Raw genomic sequence first — 14,807 nt, 5'->3', positions numbered from 1 at the left:
GGCCGCGTTGGCGTCTGGCGGGGATCTGCGTGCACCGGGTGCTGGAAACACAAAAGCCGCCTCGCGTCGGGCGGCTTCGGGTGCATCGTGGGTGTGCGATACCTAGGCCGCCGGTGTGTACCAGCGGTACCAAAATCGGCCCGTGAGGGCGAGGGAGGCGGTTCGCACGTTCATGGGGACGCAGCCTAACCGCGGATCGCCGGCGGCGCAAGCCCGTTCCAGTCACCGCACCTCGAACGCCGGCGGCCTGTCGGCCGGGGCGCAGACGGGTGGCTTGGCCACGTCGGGGCGGTCGAGGAAGGCCGCGGCGAGGTCCAGGGCGCAGGGCTCGCCCAGCAGCACGCCGTGGCCGGCGGCGCGGAACACCACGTGGCGGCTCTGCGGCAGGGTGATGGCGGCGCGCTGGCCCCACTCGGGCGGCGTCACCGGGTCGTAGGCACCGGAGAGCAGCAGCACCGGCGCCGTGCTCGCCACCGGCAGGCGCTCGCCGGGCTCCTGCCCGCCGACCGGCCAGACGGCGCAGACGCGCCGGCCGGTGTCGTCGCCCTCCAGGCCGGGCAGCACCGACCAGCGGCGGCGGTTGTTGGCCGTGCGGACCAGGTCGGCGGCGTTCACCGTTTCCCGGCACTCGATGGAGAAGGCCATGCCCTCGGCGGTGTCGGGATCGTCTAGGCGCGGTGCCGGGGCGTACTGCGCCAGCGGCGCCGGCCGGCCGCGGACGGCGCGGTCGATCAGCGCGGGCAGGCGCGGGATCGCCTCGTCGCCGGCCATCGCCTCCAGCACCGCGGCGATCAGCACGGATCCGTCGAGGCGGATGCCGAGCGGATCCGGCGCATCGCCGGCGCCCACCGTGGCGGGCAGGGCGTTCAGATCGGACGCGAGCTGGAGGAAGCGGCGCTCCAGGTCGGGGAAGGCGGCGCGGCAGGCGCGGCTGGCGGTGCAGTCGTCGAACAGCCGCTTCAGCGCCCGGTGGGTCAGCCACGCCTCCTCCTCCTCGGCGTTGATGTCGGGCGGGTAGACGCCGTCGAGCACCGCGGCGCGCACGCGCGGCCCGTGGCGGCGCAGGATCTCCAGCGCCACGCGGGTGCCGTAGGACACGGCGATCAGGTTGACGCGCGCCGCCCCCAGCGCCGCGGCGATGTCCATCACGTCGTCGGCGGCGGCGGGCGTGGTGAAGGACCCCAGATCGACGCCGGCGGCGCGCAGGCGGGTGGAGCACGCCTCCAGCGCGGCGCGCTCCTCGGCCGTGGTGCGCGGGGTGCCGGCCAGGACGTCCAACTCGGCGCAGTCGGTGTCGGGCTCGCTGCGGCCCACGCCGCGCGGGTCGAACAGCACCACGTCGCGCGTGCGGCGGAGGACGGCCGTCAGCTCCCACCAGCCCTCCATGCGCTCCTCCACCATGTCGTCGAGACCGAAGGGCGAGGCGCCGGGGCCGCCGTCGATGTACAGCACCGGGTCGGGCGCCGCGCGCTGGGCGGTGCTGCGCAGCACCGCAACGGTGAGGTGCAGCGTGCGGTGCGCGGCGCGGTCGCGGCGCTCCGGCACGGCGACGGTGCCACAGCGCGCCGACTCGCCGGGCGGCGGGGTGAACCAGCAGGGAGCAGCCGTGAATCGCCCCTGCGCCGCGGCCGGCGGCGCAGCGAGCAGGGCGCCTGCCAAGCCGAGGGCCGGCAGCCGGAGCATGCGGAGAATGAGGACGGACACGGCGGGCACGGGGGAGGGATCGAACGAACGCGGGCGGGGCAACCCACAGTCGCGCGTCCGCCCGCCGGCCGTCCAGCGCCGTCCGCCGCGCCGCGTGCGGCGGGCGCCCGGGCGTGTCCGCGCGGCCACAGGATGGGTCTTTCCGGCATATTTTGTTGACGGAACACTTCCGACAGCGGATGTTTTGCGCGTTCGCAAACCGAAGGAGGGCGCCATGCCCAGTCTATGGAGTCAGTTGTTGAGCCGGTGGCTGGACCCCAGTCCCGGGGCCGGAATCGAGCACCTGTGTCCGCGCATGCGGCGCGACATCGGGCTGGCCGATGTCGACGGGGTGGAGGTTCCGGCCGAACCCATCCAGTACCGGAACCTTTCTGAGGCCCGGATTTTTTGCAACTTGTCAGCTTACCGCTGATTGGCGATCCTCAAGTCCGCGTGTCCGCACGCGGTCCTTCACTCATGGAGACGACGATGAAACTCGTAACCCCTGTCACCCCGCTCAACCGAGCTCGTACCACCATGCATCGCGATTCCCATTGGCTTCAATCGAGCGCGTCCAGCGAATTCCGGATAACGAGAGGGTGTCATGAGTGTCTTTCTGGCTTTGCGCGGTCATCGGGTCTTCGCTGAACACGCCCTCTGGGCCTCTCCGGGTGCCTTCGACATCCGGCGGGAAAACGGGGAACTCGTGGTATGGCTTGGACGCCTTCACCTCATCTACACGCCGGCCAGATGGTCGCCGCCGCCGCATCTGCGGCGCAGACGGGGAGGGTCCGCTGATGTCGACCCGCATCCGTCCTGACGAGATTGCGACCGTCACGCGCGTGCTCGAGGCGTTCCGTACGCTCGACCCCGACCTGCCGATCCAGTACGCGCTGTCGTTCATGACGATCGCGCAGAACGAGGGCATCTCCATCGGCGAGTTGGCGGAGCGCCTGGGCATCGCCCAGTCCTCCGCCTCGCGCAACGTGGCGGCGCTCAGCCGTTGGCATTCGTTCGGCAAGGCCGGCCTGGATTTGGTGAGCGCGCAGGAAGACCCGCGCGAGCGCCGCCGCAAGGTGGTGGCGCTGACCGACAAGGGCCGTGCCTTCCTGGACGCGCTGCGCGGCATCGTCGGCAGCGTCGATCCCCGGCCCGACCTGCGCCGGAAGACCGCCTAGGCTGCCGCCTGCTCCAGCAGCCACGCGCGGAAGCGCGCGATGGCCGGCGCGCGCGCCGTCTGCGGCGGCGCGACGATCCAGTAGGCGAAGGGCGCGTCGGTCGCTTCGTCCACCGGCCGCATCAGCCGCCCCGCCGCGAGGTCGAGCGCCACCAGCGCCGAACGCGCCAGCGCCACCCCCTGCCCCGCCACCGCCGCGTCGATGGCGAGGCTCGTCTGGTCGAACACCGGGCCGTGCGGCAGCTCCGGCGCCGCGACGCCGAAGCGTCCCAGCCAGTCGCGCCACGCCGCCGGGTCGCGGTCGTGCAGCAGCGTCTGCCCGGTCAGGCCGGCGAGGTCGCCGATGCGCCCGGCCAGCGCCGGGCTGCACACCGGGAAGACCCGCTCCTCGCACAGCTTGGTGACGTCCAGCGCCGGCCAGTTCCCGTCGCCGTGCCGCACCGCCATGTCGATGTCGCCGCCGCGGAAGTCCACGTGCCGCACCGAGGCGCTGAGCCGCAGGTCGATGTCCGGGTGCGCCTCCAGGAAGCGGCCGAGCCGCGGCACCAGCCACTTGTGCGCGAAGTTCGGCGACACCGACACCGTCAGCACCCGCCCCTTGCCCTGCCGCGCCACCGCGGCGGCGCCGTCGCGCAGCTGGGCCAGCGCCGCCTCGACGAAGCGGCGGTAGGTGTCGCCGGCCGGCGTCAGCGTCAGGCCGCGCGGCTCGCGCTCGAACAGGCGGACGCCGAGACGCGCTTCCAGTTCGCGGATCTGGTGGCTGACCGCGCCGTGCGTCAGGCCGATCTCCTCGGCGGCGCGGGTGACGTTGAGGTGCCGCGCCGCGGCCTCGAAGGCGCGCAGCGCCGGCATCGGCGGAAGGTGCGGCATCGGTCAATTCCGCTCACAGCTCGGCGAAGAGGATTGATTTGTTCTCTGGCCCTGCAAGGGACCAGTGTGGAGCCGGATTGACAGGGAGGAAACCATGGCCACCCCCATCGACGCCATCACCTTGGCCGCCCTGATCGAGGACGGGCGCAACCCGCTGCTGCTCGACGTGCGCCGCGAGCCGGCCTACGCGCAGGCCGGCGGCACGCTGCCGGGCGCCTTGCGCCGCACGCCGGAGGATGTCGCCGCCTGGGTGGGCGACCTGGAGATCGGGCGGACCATCGTCGTCGCCTGCGTGCACGGGCACGAGGTGAGCCAGACCGTGGCGGCCACGCTGGTGGAGCGCGGGCTGGACGCGCGGTATCTGGAGGGCGGCGTCGAGGGCTGGCGGGAGGTCGGCCGGGCGCTCGCCGCCAAGCCCGCCGCGCCGACGCGGTGGGTGACGCGGGAGCGGCCGAAGATCGACCGGCTCGCCTGCCCCTGGCTGATCCGCCGCTTCGTCGATCCGGACGCGCGATTCCTGTACGTGCCGGCCGAGGCGGTGCTGGAGACGGCGGAACGCACCGGCGCCACGCCCTTCGACGTGCCCGGCGTGCACTTCGGTCATCATGGCGAGCGGTGCAGCTTCGACGCCTTCGTCGCCGACTGCGGGATCGAGGACCCGGCGGTGCACGCCATGGCCGCCATCGTGCGCGGCGCCGACACCGGCGCGCTGGGCCTGACGCCGCAGTCGGCGGGGCTGTTCGCGCTGTCGCGCGGGCTGGGGATGGTGTTCGGCGACGATCAAACGCTGTTGCGGCACGGCTTGGTGCTGTACGACGCTCTCTATCGCTGGTGCGGGACCGAGGGGACGGCATGAGGGACGACGCGAGCGCACCGGTCACCTTCCGCGAGGCGCTGCGGGTGTGGACGCGCATCGGGCTGCTCAGCTTCGGCGGGCCGGCCGGGCAGATCGCCACCATGCACCGCATCCTGGTGGAGGAGAAGCGTTGGATCGGCGAGGCGCGGTTCCTGCACGCGCTGAACTTCTGCATGCTGCTGCCGGGGCCGGAGGCGACGCAGCTCGCCACCTACGTCGGCTGGCTGCTGCACGGCACGCGCGGCGGCGTGGCGGCCGGCGTGCTGTTCGTGCTGCCGGGCTTCCTCGTCATCCTGGCGCTGAGTACGCTGTACGCGCTGGGCAGCGATCTGGCGCTGGTGCAGACGCTGTTCTACGGGCTGAAGGCCGCGGTGTTCGCCGTGGTGGTCGAGGCGCTGCTGCGCATCGGCAAGCGGGCGCTGAAGGGCCGCGTGCACGTGGCGCTGGCGGCGCTGGCCTTCGTGGCGATCTTCGCGCTCGGCCTGCCGTTCCCGCTGATCGTGCTGCTGGCCGGGCTGACCGGGCTGGGCGGCGTGCGGGTGTGGCCGGAGGTGTTCGCGCCGTCCTCCGGCAACGGCGCGGAGGCCGACGACCGGCTGGCCGTGGGCACGATGGCACCGGGCGATTCGCGCGGGTTGGGGCGGTCGCTGCGCGTGGTGGCGGTGTGGTGCGCGCTGTGGGCGGCGCCGGTGCTGGCGCTGACCGCGGCGTTCGGGGGCGACAGCATCTATCCGCACATCGGCATCGTGTTCAGCCAGGCGGCGATGGTGACCTTCGGTGGCGCCTACGCGGTGCTCGCCTACATCGCGCAGGCGGCGGTGGAGACGCTGGGCTGGCTCAGGCCGGGAGAGATGGTGGACGGGCTGGCGCTCGCCGAGACGACGCCGGGGCCGCTGATCCTGGTGCTGACCTTCGTCGGCTATCTGGCGGCGTTCCGCGATCCCGGCGGGGTGGCGCCGCTGCTGGGCGGGTTCCTGGGGGCGGGGCTGACCACCTGGGTCACCTTCGTGCCGTGCTTCCTGTGGATCTTCCTCGGCGCGCCCTACATCGAGGCGCTGCGGCACAGCCGGGCGCTGGCCGGGGCGCTGACGGCGATCACCGCGGCGGTGGTTGGCGTGATCCTCAACCTCACGGTCTGGTTCGGCCTGCACGTGGTGTTCCGCGAGGTCGGCGAACTGGCCGGCATCCCCTGGCCGGTGTGGGGGACGGTGGACTGGTGGGCGCTGGCGCTGTCGGCGGGGGCGATGCTGGCGGTGCTGCGGTTCCACGTCGGCATCGTGTGGACGCTGGCGGGGTGCGCGGCGGCGGCCGTGCTGGTGCGGATGGTGCTCTGACTCAGGCGATGGTGGCCCGCACCGCCTCGATCAACGCCCGCACCCCAGCCTCCAACCGCTCGAACGCCAATCCGCCGGTGCGGTCGGTGCAGTGCTCGGGCAGCGGCGGGACGTGGATGAAGGCGACGGGCGTGTCCAGGCCGCGCATCGCCACCGCGTGCAGCGCGCGGAAGTACAGGTGGTTGCAGACGTAGCCGCCGGCGTCGTCGCTGACGCCCACCGGCACCCCGGCCGCCTCCAGGGCGCCCACCAGCACGGGCGCCGGGAAGCCGCAGGGGTAGGAGGGCGGGGCATCCTCCAGGATCGCCACGCCCTGGCGCACGAGGCCGGTGTTGTCGGCCTGCTCGGTCTCGTCGCGGTTCCAGGCGACGCGCTCGACCAGCACCACGTCGGTCTTGGCGGCGAGGCCGAAGCACAGCACGGCGGCCGGCTCGTGCTTGTCCAGAAGGTCCTCGAAGGCGTCGCCGGAGGTGCCGTACTCCACCGGCAGGGTGGCGGTGACCACCCCCTCCGCCCCGGCCAGCCGCTCCATCAGCAGCATCGTCGGGTTGACCGCGTTGCTGCCGAAGGGCTGGAAGCCGGTGAGGAGGATCTTCGCCATGGTCATTACGGGCGCAGCAGACCGATGATGTCCTTCACCTCGGCGAGGTGCCTGGAGGCGATGGCCTCGGCGCGCTCGCCGCCCTTGCGCAGCAGGCGGTCGATCTCCGCCTTATCGGCCAGCAGTTCGTTCATCCGCTGGGTGATGGGTGCCAAGTGCGCCACCGCGGCGTCGAGCAGCGCCGTCTTGAACTGCGAGAACTGCGCGCCGGCGAAGCGCTGGATCGCCTGCTCGCGCGTCTCGCCGGACAGGGCGGCGTAGATGGTCACGAGGTTGTCGGCCTCCGGGCGCTTCTCCAGGTCCTCCAGGGTGTCCGGCAGCGGCTCGGGATCGGTCTTCGCCTTGCGGATCTTCTGCGCGATGGTGTCGGCGTCGTCCGTCATGTTGATGCGGCTGTACTCGGACTCGTCCGACTTGCTCATCTTCTTGGTGCCGTCGCGCAAGCTCATGACGCGCGTCGCCTCGCCGAGGATCTGCGGCTCGGGCAGCGGGAAGAACTCGGTGTCGTAGTGGCGGTTGAAGGCGCCGGCGATGTCGCGGGCCAGCTCCAGGTGCTGCTTCTGGTCCTCGCCGACCGGCACGTGCGTCGCCTTGTACAGCAGGATGTCGGCCGCCATCAGCACCGGGTAGGAGTACAGGCCGAGGTTGGCCATGTCGCGGTGCTTGCCGGCCTTCTCCTTGAACTGCGTCATGCGGTTCAGCCAGCCCAGCGGCGTGTGGCAGGACAGGATCCAGCCCAGCTCGGCGTGGCCGGAGACGAAGGACTGGTTGAACAGGATGTTCTTGTCCGGGTCGATGCCGGCCGCGATGTAGGCGGCGGCGACCTCGCGGATGTTGTTGCGCAGGACCTCCGGCTCCTGGGCGATGGTCAGCGCGTGCAGATCGACGACGCAGAAGATGCACTCGTACTCGTTCTGCAGGGCCACCCAGTTGCGCAGCGCGCCGAGGTAGTTGCCGAGGTGCAGTTGGCGGGTCGGCTGCATGCCGGAGAAGATGCGGTTCACAGAGGGGGCCCTCTCGCTGCGCTCGAGACGTGTGGGAGGCGGTTTTATGGGACGGGCGCGCGCGCGGGTCAAGGTGTGTGGGCGGTGGATGCCGCGGCACGCCGCCCCGCCAGCGCCTTCAGGTCGCCCAGGTCCGTTCCGCCGGTGAGGTGTGCCAGCGCGAAGAACAGCCCGCCGCCGCCCGCCACCAGCAGCGCCAGCGCGCCGAAGCGCACCGCGGTCGCCCCCGCCCCCAGCACCGGCGCCAATCCCATCAGGCCGGCCAGCAGCCCGGCGCCCATGCCGAGCGCTGCCAGCGCGATGCGCGGGGCGCGGCGCCTGAGGCGGGCGTCCACGTCGAGCTGGCCGCGGCGGTGCAGGCCCCAGGCGAGCCAGCCGGCGTTCAGCCACGCCGCCACCCCGGTCGCCAGCGCGATGCCGACATGCGCCAGGACGGGGATCAGCGCCAGCGCCAGCGCGAGGTTGGTCACCGTCATGGCGATGGCGGCGCGCACCGGGGTGGCGGTGTCGTGGCGGGCGAAGTAGGCGGCGCTCAGCACCTTCACCAGCACCGCGGCGGGGATGCCGGCGGCGTAGGCGGCCAGCGCCTGGGCGGTCGCCGCGGTCTCGGCCGGGCCGAAGGCGCCGCGCTGGAACAGCACGGCGATGATCGGGTGCCCGGCCACCGCCAGCGCCGTCGCCGCCGGCAGGCCGAGCAGCAACGCGTACTCCAGCGCCCGGCTGATGTGGGCGCGCACCGCGCCGTCGTCGCCGGCCGCGACGTGGCGCGACAGCACCGGCAGCAGCGCCGTGCCGATGGCGATGCCGATGATGCCCAGCGGCATCTGGTTCAGCCGGTCGGCGTAGTACAGGTACGAGACCGCGCCGCTGGGCAGCAGCGAAGCCAGGATCATGTTGACGAACAGGTTCACCTGCACCGCCCCGGCGCCCAGCGCCCCCGGCCCGACCAGCTGGAACAGGCGGCGGACGCGCTCGCTCAGCCGCGGCCACCGCAGGCGCAGCGCGATGCCCTCGCGCCGGCAGGCCCAGGCCATCCAGGCGAGCTGCACGGCGCCCGACAGCGTCACCGCCGCCGCCATCGCGGTGCCGGGCTCCACCCCCAGCGGCGGCGCCAGCAGCATCGCCGCGATCAGCGTCAGATTGAAGGCGATGGGCGCCGCCGCGGCCGGCCCAAAGCGGTCGAGCGCGTTCAGCACGCCGCCGAGCAGCGTCACCACCGACATCAGCACCAGATAGGGGAAGGTCAGCCGCGCCATGTGGACGGCGAGATCGAACTTCTCCGGTTCGTCGACGAAGCCGGGCGCCAGCAGGTGCATCAGCCCCGGCATGCCGAGCACCGCCAGGATGGCGAAGGGCAGCAGCACGCTCAGCAGCACGCCCAGCGCCTCCTCGGCGAAGGACACCGCGGCGGCGCGGCCATGGCGCTGCAGCTCGGCGCTGAACAGCGGCACGAAGGCGACGGAGAAGGCGCCTTCGGCGAACAGGCGGCGGAACAGGTTGGGCAGCTTGAGCGCGACGAAGAAGGCGTCGGCCACCGGGCCGGCGCCCAGCACGGCGGCGGTCAGGATGTCGCGGGCGAAGCCGGCCAGCCGGCTCAGCATGGTCAGGCCGCCGACGGTGGCGATGGCGCGGGCGAAGCTCATGCCCTGGGGTATAGCGGCGAACGCCGGGGCCGGAAAGCGGCGCGGACGGGGAACATTGATTGCGCCGATCTGTTTTTGCTGGAATCGACGCCGGCTCTTCCGGCGACTCCGACCGTCAGATGTCCGTGTACCGATGCAGTCCGTCGCCGCCTTCCTCGTCGATTTCCAGAGCGCCGACGACATCGCGCGCAAGCGCCAGACGCTGCAGGGCTGGCCCGAGAGCGCTCTGCGCGCCGCCCTCACGCGCAACCACCTTGAACTGATGAACGAGACTGACAGCCTGCGCTGCCGGCGGATCCTGTCCGGCTCGATCCTCATCCGCTGCGAGCTGACGCGGCGGCGGACGGGGGCGGTCATTGGCGAATATGGAGCCAAGTGCTCCACGGATGCCGTGCCGCTGCCCCGTTGAGCGGCGGTGACCACGATTTCCCCGCGTTCCTTTCGCCTGCCGGCTTCCTGCCGCGTTCCAGGCCTCTTGACTCTGACCACAAAAAATGGAACCAACATCCGAATAAATTCAACTTAAACGAGAGTACATATGTATGTTTACGGCGACGGAAATCGAGGCCATCAAGCAGCACAAGAACTTCGATCAGATCATCGCGGAGCGCGTGGTCCGGCGGTTGGCGATCCGGCAGGGTCTGAAATTCGACCAAAAAGCCACCGAGATCCTTGCGGTTAAGATCTGCGCTGAAGTCACGGCGAAAGTGAATCCTGCACTGATCGAGACGCTTGTTACCGGTTCCATCACCCACAAAGCCCAGAAGCTCTCGTTTTCGACGGAATCGGTCCGCGTCGATCAAGAGATGACCGCTGTGGTGGACAGCGTCGTACACAACCTGCTGAAGGACAAGGGAAAGGGTGAGGAGAAGAAGACGCGCCGTCGTCTTCGCAAAGCGGCCGTTGCGACGCTTGCCAATATGCTCAACCGAAAGAGGTAGGGTGAATGCAATGGCCGCAAAGGATGTCGGCTTCAGCGAGAAGCCCGGCGAGCCCGATATTCAGGATGGCCGTTGGTATGCCTTGCCCTGGAATCGCCTGGCGGCGGTCGGCGGCGTATCAGTGCTTAAGTTCAGCTATCTCAGCGTCGTTGCGGTGCCAGTCATTGCAGTGATCGCTGAGTGGCTGAACGAAATTCCCATGCTGGCGTCGTGGCACGTGACGCCGGTCCATTTATCGTGGCCGATGGCCCTTTTCTTTTTCGGCAGCGTTGGGCTGGCCGCCGCGACCCTCTTGCAGGAACTCTGCTGCCCCAGCCTGATCAAACGCTATCGGTCCGCAAGTGATTACCGCCAATCGGCTTTTCGGGACCTGCAACTCGATACCGAGATCGAAGAGCATATGCGGAAGGTCGATCGTGCGCACCTCGTTCCTCAACTCCAAGAACTGGCGGACGGTCTGGGAGACAGCCCGCCGCCGGAGTTCCTGGAAAAGTTGGCTGATGGTATCGAAAAGCAAATCAATGAGGCCCTGAACGGTATTGAAATCAGCCGCGAACGCCATCTGGCGGGCGCTCTGGGGGAGTGGCATGGCGAAAATCGCAGTTTGCCATCGGCACGTGTCGCGGTAACGTGGTTATATTATTTCTCAGCTGCGATTGCGATTGTGTGTCTGCTGATCATCCCCACCGCCCGTGTCTGGCGCAACGCTGTGTTTGTCGAGCGTACGGTCGATAAGAAGGTCTATCAGGTTAAGACCCTCCCGCAGGGCTTCGTCTGTCAACTGGACGCTGGGATTGGCGGCCTTAGCGGTCTTCCGGAGAAGGGCAATGTGGTCATGCACTGTTCTGTCCTCCAGTAGCTGACACAGACATGCTATATGATCCAATTGGATCTGTGAATCCCCCATAAGAGCGAAGTTGAGGTTCAGCCAGAAACGCGATTCTTTTCGTAATGTTCCCAGCAAATTCCGATTCTTTTATTTCCACAAACAAATTGTGCATACGCATGTATGCTGTTATTGGTTACCCTGTCTCCTGATCGTGGTATGAGATACCCCTACCGCAATCCTCAAAACGTCATGCTCGGGTGCAAGTCCAGGCGATATTCGCCGATATGAGCATTTGTGCCCGACAGAATGCCGCCGGCTTTTGCCACTGGCCAATAGACGCGGCGTCGACCAGACGCCGCTACTCCGCCCGCGCCGCCTCCGCGAAGAACGCCTCGGTCACCACCACGGCGGTGGCCAGTGCCGCCCACAGCTCGCCGGGGATGGCGGTGTCGGCGGTGACGGAGACGATCAGCCCCACTACGCCCGCCCACAGCGCCGAGAACAGCGCCGCTCCGCCCGCCGCCAGGGCGCGGCCGTGGGCACCGCTGCGCATGGTGCGGTAGGACAGCACGCCGGGTGCGGCGATCGACAGGGCGATGAGGAACTGGGCGTACAGCATCGCCTCAGTCCGCCGCGTCGACCGGGCGGGAGCGGCGCACCGCCGGCGCCGGGGCCTGCAGCGGCGGCTCGCCGGCCGGATCGGCGAGGGCGTGCAGCAGACGCTCGCGGATCTGCGCCAGCTTGCTGTCGTGCGTCACCTTCAGGCCGAACACGTCCTTCACGTAGAAGACGTCGATGGCCTTCTCGCCGTAGGTGGCGATCTTCGCCGAGGAGATCTGCAGCGACAGGTTCGACAGCGCGCGCGTCACGTCGTACAGCAGGCCGGCGCGGTCGCGGCCGTTCACCTCGATCACCGTGTGGGTGGTGGAGGCGGCGTTGTCGATCAGCACGCGCGGCGGCACGTGGAAGACGCGCGTCCGGCTGGTCATCGGCGAGCGGCGGGTCGCCAGCTCCTGCAAGGGCTTGAGCTGGCCGGCCAGCACCCTCTCGATGGTCACCGACAGCTTGGCCAGCTTGTCGCCGCCCTCGAAGGCCCCGCCCACCGCGGCGTCCTGCACCGAGAAGACGTCCAGCGCCATGCCGTTGGTCATGGTGAAGATCTTCGCGTCCACGATGTCCGCCCCGCTCGCCGCCAGCGCGCCGGCGAGGCGCGAGAACAGGCCGTGGTGGTCGGTGGCGTAGATCGTCACCTCGGTGATGGCGCGGCCGCGGTCGACCCGCGTCTCGACGGTCAGCGGGCGCTGGTCGCGCTCGGCGCTTCGGATCAGGCGGGCGTGGCGGCCCAGCGTGTCGGTGTCGAAGCTCAGCCAGTAGGCGGGGTAGCCCAGCGTCAGGTGGGTGTCGGTCTCCGCCGGCTCGAAGTCAGCCAGTTCCTCGCGCAGCGCCGCCTGTGCCGCCTGGATGCGCCGCTCGCGGCCGGCCACCGACAGGCCGCCGGACATGATTTCCTCGGAACGGTTGTACAGCTCGCGCAGCAGCGTGGCCTTCCAATTGTTCCAGCGCTGCGGGCCGACGGCCCGGATGTCGGCGACGGTGAGGACCAGCAGCAGCCGCAGGCGCTCGGGCGACTGCACCAGCGCGACGAAGTCGCGGGCGGTCTTCTCGTCCTCCAGGTCGCGCTTGAAGGCGACCTGCGACATGGCGAGGTGCCAGCGCACCAGCCACGCCACCGTCTCCGTTTCCTCCGCGGTGAGGCCGAGGCGCGGGCACAGCTTCTCCGCCACGCGGGCACCCAGCACGGAGTGGTCGCCGCCGCGGCCCTTGGCGATGTCGTGCAGCAGGACGGCGACGTACAGCGCGCGCCGCGACACCACCTTGTGGATCACCTCCGACGACAGCGGCAGCTCATCCGCCAGCTCGCCCTGCTCGATCTTGTGCAGGATGCCGATGGCGAACAGCGTGTGCTCGTCCACGGTGAACACGTGGTACATGTCGTACTGCATCTGCGCCACCACGCGCCCGAAGTCGGGCACGAAGCGGGCCAGCACGCCGGCCTCGTTCATGCGGCGCAGCGCCAGCTCCGGGTCCTTGGGGCCGGTCAGCATCTCCAGGAACAGCCGGTTGGCCTCCGGGTCGTTGCGCACCTTGGGGCCGAGCGCCGAGAGCGAGCGGGTGATCGAGCGCAGCGCGTTCGGGTGGATGTCCAGGTCGTTCAGCTGCGCCACGTGGAACAGCCGGATCATGTCGATCGGCTGCTCTCGGAACTGCTTGTCGTCGCGCACGTTCAGGCGCTCGCCGTCGAGGACGAAGCCGTCGATGTCCTTGCGGCGGGTCAGCGCCGCGAGACGCAGAATGTTGAACTTGGGCGGGCGCTTCGACTCGGCCTCCAGCGCCGCGCAGAAGATGCGCGTCAGGTCGCCGACGTCCTTGGCGACCAGGAAATAGTGCTTCATGAAGCGTTCCACGCCCTTGGTGCCGGCGTGGTCGGTGTAGCCCATGCGGGCGCCGATCTCCGACTGCACGTCGAAGGTCAGGCGGTCCTCCATGCGCCCCGTGAGGTAGTGCAGGTGGCAGCGCGCCGTCCACAGGAAGTTCTGCGCTTTGGCGAAGCGCTGCGCCTCCTCGGGCAGCAGGACGTGCTTGCCGACCAGCTCGTCGGCGTCGTCGGCGCGGTACAGGTACTTGCCGATCCAGAACAGCGTCTGCAGGTCGCGCAGGCCGCCCTTGCCGTCCTTCAGGTTGGGCTCCAGCACGTAGCGGCTGTCGCCCAGCTTCTGGTGGCGGCCGTCGCGCTCGGCCAGCTTGGCCTCGACGAACTCCTGCCCGGATCCGGCGACGACGTCCTTGTCGAAGCGCTTCTTCAGCTCCTGGAACAGCTTGCGCGGGCCCCAGAGGTAGCGCGACTCCAGGATGGCGGTGCGGATGGTGACGTCGGCCTTGGACTGCCGGATGCAGTCGTCGACGCTGCGCACCGCGTGGCCGACCTTCAGGCCGAGGTCCCACAGGACGTACAGCATGTACTCGACCACCTGCTCGACCCGCGGCGTGCGCTTGTAGGGCAGCAGGAACAGGAGGTCGATGTCGGAGAACGGCGCCAGCTCGCCGCGGCCGTAGCCGCCGGTGGCGACGATGTCGAACTGCTCGCCCAGCGTCGGGTTGGCGGACGGGAAGATGTGGTTCAGCGTGAAGGCGGCCAGCGTGCGGATCAGCCGGTCGGCGAGGTAGCAGTTCTGCCGCACGCACTCCTCGCCGGAGCCGCCCTGCTCGAACCGGTCGCGCACCTCGGCCCGGCCGCGGGTCAGCGCGCCGCGCAGGCATGCGATGACATGCGGGCGCACCTTGTCGCCGGTGCCGTGCTCCTCGATCAGCGCGTCCAGCTCCTCCATCAGCTTGGCCTTGGAGATGATGGCGCGGCGGTTCGGGATCTCCCGGGGCGGAGCGGCGGGGGCGGCGGCGCGGGGCGACAGCATCAGGGCGGGCTTTCCAGGCGGTGCGGACGGTTCGCACTATAGACGGATTCGCCGGGGGGTGCACGGGCGACGGCGGGAACGCGGAATTCACCGGGCAGACCTGCAAAGATCGCGCGCGGCGACGTTCGTGCTTAAACGGTTCGCTAAGCCCTTTGATATACTAATATGATTCATGGCGATAAACGCCGGAGTGCGTCAAATGCTCGTCACGCTCGCTCCCGCCCACCACGGCCAGCCGAAGAACGCGCTGCGCGTCGGTTCACCTCTCCTCGAAATCGCGCAGGCGATCAACCTGGACTGCCCGGAGGACGTGGTCGTCGAAGTGCTCGACGCCCAGGGCCACCGTGAAGCCGTGTTCGGCGAAGACCAGGACTACGGGTCGGTCGACCTGTTCTGAGG

The 14,807-nt window shown here is 69.8% G+C and carries 14 protein-coding genes; 7 read left to right on the top strand and 7 right to left on the bottom strand.

The genetic code is table 11. The features are described from left to right. Positions 1–222: 222 nt before the first annotated feature. Positions 223–1,713: an alpha/beta hydrolase gene (locus tag TSO221_RS09205; RefSeq protein WP_247877974.1), complete on the bottom strand. Its 1,491-nt coding sequence runs from the start codon at positions 1,711–1,713 to the stop codon at positions 223–225. 767 nt (positions 1,714–2,480) lie between these two features. Here TSO221_RS09205 and TSO221_RS09195 point away from each other — a divergent pair. Next, positions 2,481–2,861: a MarR family transcriptional regulator gene (locus tag TSO221_RS09195; protein WP_109118192.1), complete on the top strand. Its 381-nt coding sequence runs from the start codon at positions 2,481–2,483 to the stop codon at positions 2,859–2,861. Here the strand turns inward: TSO221_RS09195 and gcvA are convergent. Then, positions 2,858–3,730, bottom strand: a complete 873-nt coding sequence (gene gcvA / locus TSO221_RS09190; protein ID WP_109118191.1) for a transcriptional regulator GcvA — start codon at positions 3,728–3,730, stop codon at positions 2,858–2,860. The genes TSO221_RS09195 and gcvA overlap by 4 nt on opposite strands. A 94-nt stretch (positions 3,731–3,824) precedes the next feature. Here gcvA and TSO221_RS09185 point away from each other — a divergent pair, with 94 nt between their 5' ends. Together TSO221_RS09185 and chrA are read left to right on the top strand one after the other, a co-directional pair. Continuing rightward, positions 3,825–4,586, top strand: coding sequence for a chromate resistance protein ChrB domain-containing protein (locus TSO221_RS09185; protein ID WP_109118190.1), 762 nt, complete (start codon positions 3,825–3,827; stop codon positions 4,584–4,586). Continuing rightward, complete coding sequence (gene chrA, locus TSO221_RS09180; protein ID WP_109118189.1) at positions 4,583–5,920, top strand: chromate efflux transporter; 1,338 nt, start codon at positions 4,583–4,585, stop codon at positions 5,918–5,920. The genes TSO221_RS09185 and chrA overlap by 4 nt, the downstream gene beginning before the upstream one ends. Before the next feature lies 1 nt (position 5,921). Here chrA and TSO221_RS09175 read toward each other — a convergent pair whose 3' ends face one another. The 3 genes from TSO221_RS09175 to murJ form a co-directional block, all read right to left on the bottom strand. Beyond that, the gene (locus TSO221_RS09175) at positions 5,922–6,521 is read right to left on the bottom strand and encodes a pyroglutamyl-peptidase I (RefSeq protein ID WP_247877973.1); all 600 of its coding nucleotides are present in this window, start codon (positions 6,519–6,521) and stop codon (positions 5,922–5,924) included. Between the two features lie 5 nt (positions 6,522–6,526). Then, positions 6,527–7,525, bottom strand: coding sequence for a tryptophan--tRNA ligase (gene trpS, locus TSO221_RS09170; protein WP_109118187.1), 999 nt, complete (start codon positions 7,523–7,525; stop codon positions 6,527–6,529). Between the two features lie 68 nt (positions 7,526–7,593). After that, positions 7,594–9,168, bottom strand: a complete 1,575-nt coding sequence (gene murJ, locus TSO221_RS09165; protein WP_109118186.1) for a murein biosynthesis integral membrane protein MurJ — start codon at positions 9,166–9,168, stop codon at positions 7,594–7,596. A 133-nt stretch (positions 9,169–9,301) separates the two neighbouring features. On the opposite strand from murJ, the gene TSO221_RS09160 reads away from it, so the two are divergent. The 3 genes from TSO221_RS09160 to TSO221_RS09150 all read left to right on the top strand — a co-directional run bounded on the left by TSO221_RS09160 (position 9,302) and on the right by TSO221_RS09150 (position 10,968). After that, positions 9,302–9,577 (top strand): hypothetical protein, encoded by a 276-nt coding sequence (locus TSO221_RS09160; RefSeq protein WP_109118185.1) that lies wholly within the window; start codon positions 9,302–9,304, stop codon positions 9,575–9,577. A 133-nt stretch (positions 9,578–9,710) separates the two neighbouring features. Beyond that, positions 9,711–10,109, top strand: coding sequence for a hypothetical protein (locus tag TSO221_RS09155; RefSeq protein ID WP_109118184.1), 399 nt, complete (start codon positions 9,711–9,713; stop codon positions 10,107–10,109). A 10-nt stretch (positions 10,110–10,119) separates the two neighbouring features. Next, positions 10,120–10,968, top strand: a complete 849-nt coding sequence (locus tag TSO221_RS09150) for a hypothetical protein (protein WP_109118183.1) — start codon at positions 10,120–10,122, stop codon at positions 10,966–10,968. Positions 10,969–11,296: 328 nt separating this feature from the next. Here TSO221_RS09150 and TSO221_RS09145 read toward each other — a convergent pair whose 3' ends face one another. Together TSO221_RS09145 and TSO221_RS09140 are read right to left on the bottom strand one after the other, a co-directional pair. Then, complete coding sequence (locus tag TSO221_RS09145; RefSeq protein WP_109118182.1) at positions 11,297–11,557, bottom strand: hypothetical protein; 261 nt, start codon at positions 11,555–11,557, stop codon at positions 11,297–11,299. Positions 11,558–11,561: 4 nt separating this feature from the next. After that, a complete protein-coding gene (locus TSO221_RS09140; protein ID WP_109118181.1) occupies positions 11,562–14,408 on the bottom strand; it encodes a [protein-PII] uridylyltransferase in 2,847 nt (948 codons plus the stop codon). Positions 14,409–14,607: 199 nt separating this feature from the next. Between TSO221_RS09140 and TSO221_RS09135 the strand changes: the two genes are divergently transcribed. Beyond that, positions 14,608–14,805 carry a hypothetical protein gene (locus tag TSO221_RS09135; protein WP_109118180.1) on the top strand — a complete coding sequence of 66 codons (198 nt, stop codon included), beginning with the start codon at positions 14,608–14,610 and terminating at the stop codon, positions 14,803–14,805. Positions 14,806–14,807 lie beyond the last annotated feature (2 nt).

It is taken from the genome of Azospirillum sp. TSO22-1 (assembly GCF_003116015.1).
Classification (GTDB): Bacteria; Pseudomonadota; Alphaproteobacteria; order Azospirillales; family Azospirillaceae; genus Azospirillum.
This window is presented reverse-complemented; position numbering and strand designations above follow the sequence as displayed.

Excerpts from the sequence above, each read along its gene's own strand:
- TSO221_RS09160 (WP_109118185.1), top strand. The coding sequence starts at position 9,302 with ATGCAGTCCGTCGCCGCCTTCCTCGTCGATTTCCAGAGCGCCGACGAC.
- TSO221_RS09145 (WP_109118182.1), bottom strand. The coding sequence starts at position 11,557 with ATGCTGTACGCCCAGTTCCTCATCGCCCTGTCGATCGCCGCACCCGGC.
- chrA (WP_109118189.1), top strand. The coding sequence starts at position 4,583 with ATGAGGGACGACGCGAGCGCACCGGTCACCTTCCGCGAGGCGCTGCGG.
- TSO221_RS09135 (WP_109118180.1), top strand. The coding sequence starts at position 14,608 with ATGCTCGTCACGCTCGCTCCCGCCCACCACGGCCAGCCGAAGAACGCG.
- TSO221_RS09195 (WP_109118192.1), top strand. The coding sequence starts at position 2,481 with ATGTCGACCCGCATCCGTCCTGACGAGATTGCGACCGTCACGCGCGTG.
- TSO221_RS09175 (WP_247877973.1), bottom strand. The coding sequence starts at position 6,521 with ATGGCGAAGATCCTCCTCACCGGCTTCCAGCCCTTCGGCAGCAACGCG.
- TSO221_RS09155 (WP_109118184.1), top strand. The coding sequence starts at position 9,711 with ATGTTTACGGCGACGGAAATCGAGGCCATCAAGCAGCACAAGAACTTC.
- murJ (WP_109118186.1), bottom strand. The coding sequence starts at position 9,168 with ATGAGCTTCGCCCGCGCCATCGCCACCGTCGGCGGCCTGACCATGCTG.
- TSO221_RS09140 (WP_109118181.1), bottom strand. The coding sequence starts at position 14,408 with ATGCTGTCGCCCCGCGCCGCCGCCCCCGCCGCTCCGCCCCGGGAGATC.
- TSO221_RS09185 (WP_109118190.1), top strand. The coding sequence starts at position 3,825 with ATGGCCACCCCCATCGACGCCATCACCTTGGCCGCCCTGATCGAGGAC.
- TSO221_RS09150 (WP_109118183.1), top strand. The coding sequence starts at position 10,120 with ATGGCCGCAAAGGATGTCGGCTTCAGCGAGAAGCCCGGCGAGCCCGAT.
- gcvA (WP_109118191.1), bottom strand. The coding sequence starts at position 3,730 with ATGCCGCACCTTCCGCCGATGCCGGCGCTGCGCGCCTTCGAGGCCGCG.